The organism is Chitinispirillales bacterium ANBcel5 (genome assembly GCA_029688955.1).
Lineage (GTDB): Bacteria > Fibrobacterota > Chitinivibrionia > Chitinivibrionales > Chitinispirillaceae > Cellulosispirillum > Cellulosispirillum alkaliphilum.
Map to the genome: position 1 here is coordinate 1 of JARUKZ010000072.1, position 5,614 is coordinate 5,614.

The following is a 5,614-nucleotide window of genomic DNA, read 5'->3' on the forward strand; positions in this document are numbered from 1 at the left end:
TCCCGCGATCATAGCCTAAGGGTCCCCCCAAACGGATCCTCCCACGCTTTCACCATTGACGCCCGGGGGTGACCCAATCCATCGCCTTTAGCCCCATAAAAATCCTACTTTCTATATTCCGCATCCCAAATGCAAAATGTTCCTCCCCGCGAGAACATCCGAAGTACCTCCCCAAACCTATTACATTGTTACAACACTATGAATTTGTTTGGGTTCATTTGGGGGTAGAGCTGATTACCTGCCCTGCCACTATTTATTTTAAAGGGTTATATTCTATAATACTAAACCTCAAACCAAGGTCAGGAATCGCTATAATGGAATTATCATCACCAAACTACCTCCAAATGGTGAAAAATGGTATCCCACTGATTTATGACGGAGCCACCGGAACAGAGATCCAGAAGATGAATCCTCAAAAAGAGGATTATGGAGCACATGAAGGGTGTTGTGAATATTTGAATTTAACCCGTCCTGATATCATCGGACAAATTCACCGTTCCTATCTTCGTGCCGGCGCAAATATTATAGAAACCAATACGTTTGGTGGCAGCAGACCCAAGCTTCAGGAGTTTGGTCTTGCGGATAGATGTTATGAGATAAACAAAGCAGCTGCTACCGTTGCGCGTGAAAGTATCACTTCTGCCAATCCCTCAAAACCGGCCTTTGTGAGTGGTTCCATAGGGCCGACCGGTTTTTTGCCTTCATCGACCGATGAAACGCTTTCAAAGATCACCTTTGATGAGCTTGTTGAGATATTCAAAGAACAGGGACGGGGCCTTCTTGATGGGGGAGTTGATCTTTTTCTTATTGAAACATCACAGGATCTGCTCGAGGTCAGAGCAGCAATCTATGCACTCAGGTCCCTGATGTCGGAAGTGGGCACAACAATTCCCCTGCAGGTGCAGGTAACTATGGATGCAGCAGGGCATATGCTTCTTGGCTCCGATACCAAAGCATTTATGGGTGCTGTTGCATCAATGAAACCCGATGTACTTGGTCTTAACTGCAGCACCGGGCCCGATGAAATGTTACCCATTGTGAAAGATCTGATTACGTTATCACCCCTACCGATATCGATTTTACCCAACGCAGGACTGCCTCTCAATATAGAAGGAAAGGCGGTGTATGATATGGATCCTGCAACCTTTTCCAAAAAGGTTGCACCTATGGTTACAGAGCTTGGGGTAAGTATAGTAGGTGGTTGTTGCGGAACATCACCTGAGCATATCGAAAAGCTTTCCCGGGCCCTCGAGGGTAAAAAGGTTGCCGGGAGGTCATTGCCGCAAAAAACCTGTTATCTTTCAACCGGTATTTCGGGAATCGATCTGGAGAGAGTGGAGATCCCCCGTATCATAGGAGAGCGGCTCAATACTCAGGGGTCAAAAAAGACCAGGGAGTTTGCCGCGGCAAAAAACTATGATGAGCTTTATCAGATCGCGCTGAATCAGGTTAACCACGGAAGCGCACTGCTTGATTTGTGCATGGCGGCAAATGAGATAGAGAATGAGAAAGGATCTATGCTCACGCTCATCGATCATCTAAAAGACCGAATCGGTATTCCTTTTTGTGTCGATACCACTGAGCCTGAAGTGATGGAGGCTGCGCTAAAGAAAAATCCCGGTTCAGTACTTATAAACTCTATCAATCTGGAGTATAAGTGTGAAAAGGCACGTCAGATTTTAAGCCTTGCACGGGATTTTGCCTGTCCGGTGGTGGCTTTGACAATAGATGATGAAGGAATGGCTTCAACAGCAGACATAAAACTTGAGCTTGCAAAGAAACTTCGTGATCTGGCCTGTGGTGAATACGGACTCCCGGAACACTATCTGTATATCGATCCTCTGGTATTTACCCTTGCAACCGGTGACAGTGCTTCTGCTTCAGCAGCGCTTGAGAGCCTGGAAGCTCTTAAACGTATTAAAAAGGAGATGCCGGGGGTACGGACTGTGATGGGGGTTAGTAATGTTTCGTTTGGACTTAAACCACCAGCCAGACGTGTTCTTAACAATCTCATGCTCACCAACGCTGTAAACGCTGGTCTTGATGCGGCGATCTATAATCCTTTGCACATGGATGATGTGGAAACCTATGAACCTGAGCTTCGTAAACTGGGTGAGGATCTTTTATTCAACCGAAGTCCCGACGCGCTTATGAATTTTATCGAACACTTTGAGAAAAGTAAGGTGGTGTCCGGGAAAAAAACTCAGGGTAAAGCACAGGAGGTGGCCCTTAGTGCTGAGCAGAGGCTTAGAAACGCGGTGATAAATCGTGACAGCCGCTCTCTTGACACGACAATTGATGAGCTTCTTAAAAATCACTCAGCGGTGAATATTTTAAATAAAATACTTCTTCCTGCGATGAGTGAGGTTGGTGAGAAGATGGCAAGCGGTGAGATGATACTTCCCTTTGTGCTTCAGGCTGCAGAGGTGATGAAAAAGGCGGCTTCAATTCTTGAACCGTATCTCAAAGGTGAAGGAAGCACGTTCAAGGGTAAACTTATCATTGCCACTGTTTACGGCGATGTGCATGATATTGGGAAGAATCTGGTCGGCTCGATACTTAAGAATCAGGGCTATGAAGTCCTTGACCTGGGTAAACAGGTTCCGGTTGAGGAAATACTTAAAAAGGTCAAAGAAGAGAAACCTGATGCTGTAGGGCTTTCGGCTCTTCTTGTTACCACTTCGCGACAAATGGCACACTGTGTCGAGGAGTTTGCCCGTGAAGGTATCAGTGTACCGCTTATCATAGGTGGCGCGGCGGTAAACAAAGAGTTTGCGTCTCAAATAGCACTGCTTGAAGATGGAAGTGAGTATAAAGGTGGGGTGTACTATGCAAAAGATGCGTTCGATGCGTCCAATGTACTTGAGCATCTGAAAGAACCTTCAGCAAAAAAGGAAACGGGGGCTGAACCTTCCCCAAAACAACCCAAGACTTCACCAATCGACTCAACAGAACAGATCGTGCATGATGAACCCTATATTGAACCAACCTTCTACGGCACCGGTGAAATCCTCGTATGGGATAGTAAATCGGTACTTGAAAGTCTAAACAGGGAGAAACTGTTTAAGGCCTGGTGGGGTGGGGGAAAGCTAAGCACCAGTGATTATAACAGTGCAAAAACAGAGGAGTTTGGCCCTGTATTAGAGCGCCTGGAGAGTGAAATAGTGGATAATGACCTTGTGGATTCAAGGGGCTTTTACGGCTTTTTCCCTGTTATCACCGATAATGATGACCTGATTTTTCTTGATCCGGGGGATTTTCATACTGAGCTGGTATCATTTAAGCTAAAACGAGGAGAGAAAACCGGACGCTCTCTTATCGATTATATAAATCCAGGGGGTGATATTATTGGGGTGCAGGCTGTAACGATAGGCGCAAAGCTTAGTGAGAGAACCGCTCAGCTTATGAATAGTGAAGATCGCTACAGTGATGGGTACTACCTTAATGCTCTTGGTAACTACATGGTCGAGACACTGGCTGAGAAGATAACGGTAGAGATACGACGGGCCCTTGGGCTGGATATGGATGTAGGGAAGCGCTACAGTTTCGGTTACGCCGGGATGCCGGGGCTTGAGGAGCAAAAGAAGCTGATTGAGATTCTGGGGGTTGAAGAGCGACTGGGGATCAGTGTGACCGAGGGGTTTCAGATGGTCCCTGAGCACTCAACTATAGGGCTGTATATACGTAACAGAGCAGCACAGTACCTGGGGTGATAGCTTCGGTAGCGAGCTCTTTTTTGGGCAAAAAATGGGTTTGGAAGGGGCAACGATACCATGTTTCCTTAAAAAGAACCGATTGGAGTCGTCAGGATGATTATTCAAATGGAAAGAAGTTTCACTCCTGAGCAGGAAAAGAGAATGTTTGACAGAATAAAGAGGATCGGGTTTGACTGCGAGATTATTCACGGTTCTTTGGGTATCAGGAGAAATTATTGTAACCTCAAGAATACGAAGTCGGTCCATTTATGAGTAAGAAAATTTTACTGATAATTTTAGGATGTGTTTTCTCTGTTTTAAGCAGTCCGGTAACAGTGACAGAAGACTCCCCATCAAGACTTACCTTTACATTTACTGTTGAAGAGTTCGATACAGCTACTGTAAAAACAGCAGATGGCTCATATACGCACTTATCATTTTCCGGCTCCAACTCTTTTAGCAGTGATAGTGGTGAGCCCTACCTTCCTTCCTATACTCTCTTCATTGGTGTGCCACAGGAGGGGGAGATCGATGTAGATGTATCGGTGGGTGCAATAAACCGTAAGCAACTGAACAATCCTGTTAAGCGTTCAAGGTCTGATGGAGTATCGGATGTTGAATACCAAAATGTCTGGGTCAGTGAACCTCAGTATACTACGTTTAGAAACTACAGGGCTGCAAGAGTGGTGGTACGTCCCTTTCAGTATGACGAAAACAGCCAGAATGTTTCTATGCTTCGTGAAGCAACAATTTCGGTACGGTTTCCACCTTCTCAGCACCGCTCATCCTCGTCTCCGGGGGTATTGTCTGATTACAATCGCATGGTAGACAATCTGATGGTAAACTTTGCTACTGCCCGGGGCTGGAGCAGGGCAGGGAGATTAAGGAAAGCTGCTGCGCAAGATTTTCCTTTCAGTAGAAACCGTAGTGTTTACTCTTTTAAAGTTGGAGACGGTCATAGTGGGTTTAATGAAGCTACGACTCTGGAAAATGGGATAGTAAAGATAACTGGTGATGATCTCTTTGAGCTTTTTGGGCCGGAGGTCAGGATGTCAGAAGTTGCACTCTACGCATCACATAAGGGGGAAATGGATCTAAGTGTTCCTGCCCAAGGACAGATTCCGGCAGGGATGTTTGAAATTCCGCTTTTACGGGTTTCAGATGATCCCTTTGGCCCGGTAGAGTCACAGGATTACGCGCTTGCATGTGTTAGCGGCGCTTCAGACTGGGTTTATAATGAAGGAACCAATGAGTTTGAAATGAAGATCAATCGTTATAGTGACTACCGCACCTACTGGCTTACGACTAAAGATAGCCCGGCACGTGAGATGGAAACCTTTGAGCAGCCTTCTGAACCGGTTCAAACAGTTGACAATTTCATGAACAAGGTACTACTGAGAAGACCACAGAGTCGCTCAATGCAGTATAAAGAGGGAGGGATCGATTATATATACCGACGCTTTGATGTAAACAATCAGTCCTGGAGCAAACTGATTGATCTTCCGGGGCTTGAGCAGGAAAACTCAGTAGATGTTCAATTTGTCGAACATTTCAGAAACCGCGGTGCAGGTGACATTTCTGCATCAATTGGAAATAATGAGATTTGTACCAACTGCTCAGATATATGGTTTACTATAGACCAGTGGACTGAAAACAGGCTTTCAATAGATTACTGGTCCGATACCGTTACAATTTTCTATGAACTGTATGGTATCTATTTTCGGTATCCAAAGAAACTGGCTGCAGGCAATCGAAATGGTGATCTGCGCCTTGAAGTGTTTTCTGATAGAGAAAATAGTGTAAAACGATACAGCTTCGACAGAGGTGAAGAGGAAGAAGTATACGTCTTTCGCATTCCTCAGAATGAGTCAGAGGCATCTTTGATTTACGGTGATACGTTTGGCCAAACCGGAGATATT

The 5,614-nt window shown here is 45.5% G+C and carries 2 protein-coding genes; both read left to right on the forward strand.

Features of this window, described 5'->3' with window-relative positions; genetic code table 11:
• The first annotated feature begins 314 nt into the window (after positions 1-314).
• Positions 315-3,713: a homocysteine S-methyltransferase family protein gene (locus tag QA601_18525; GenBank protein ID MDG5817100.1), complete on the forward strand. Its 3,399-nt coding sequence runs from the start codon at positions 315-317 to the stop codon at positions 3,711-3,713.
• Between the two features lie 251 nt (positions 3,714-3,964).
• Positions 3,965-5,614 (forward strand): C25 family peptidase propeptide domain-containing protein (locus QA601_18530; GenBank protein MDG5817101.1); only part of this gene is annotated, 1,650 nt, incomplete at its 3' end.

What these genes read in the sequence shown, in the direction of transcription:
- QA601_18525 (MDG5817100.1), top strand. Translation starts at nt 315, where the DNA reads ATGGAATTATCATCACCAAACTACCTCCAAATGGTGAAAAATGGTATC.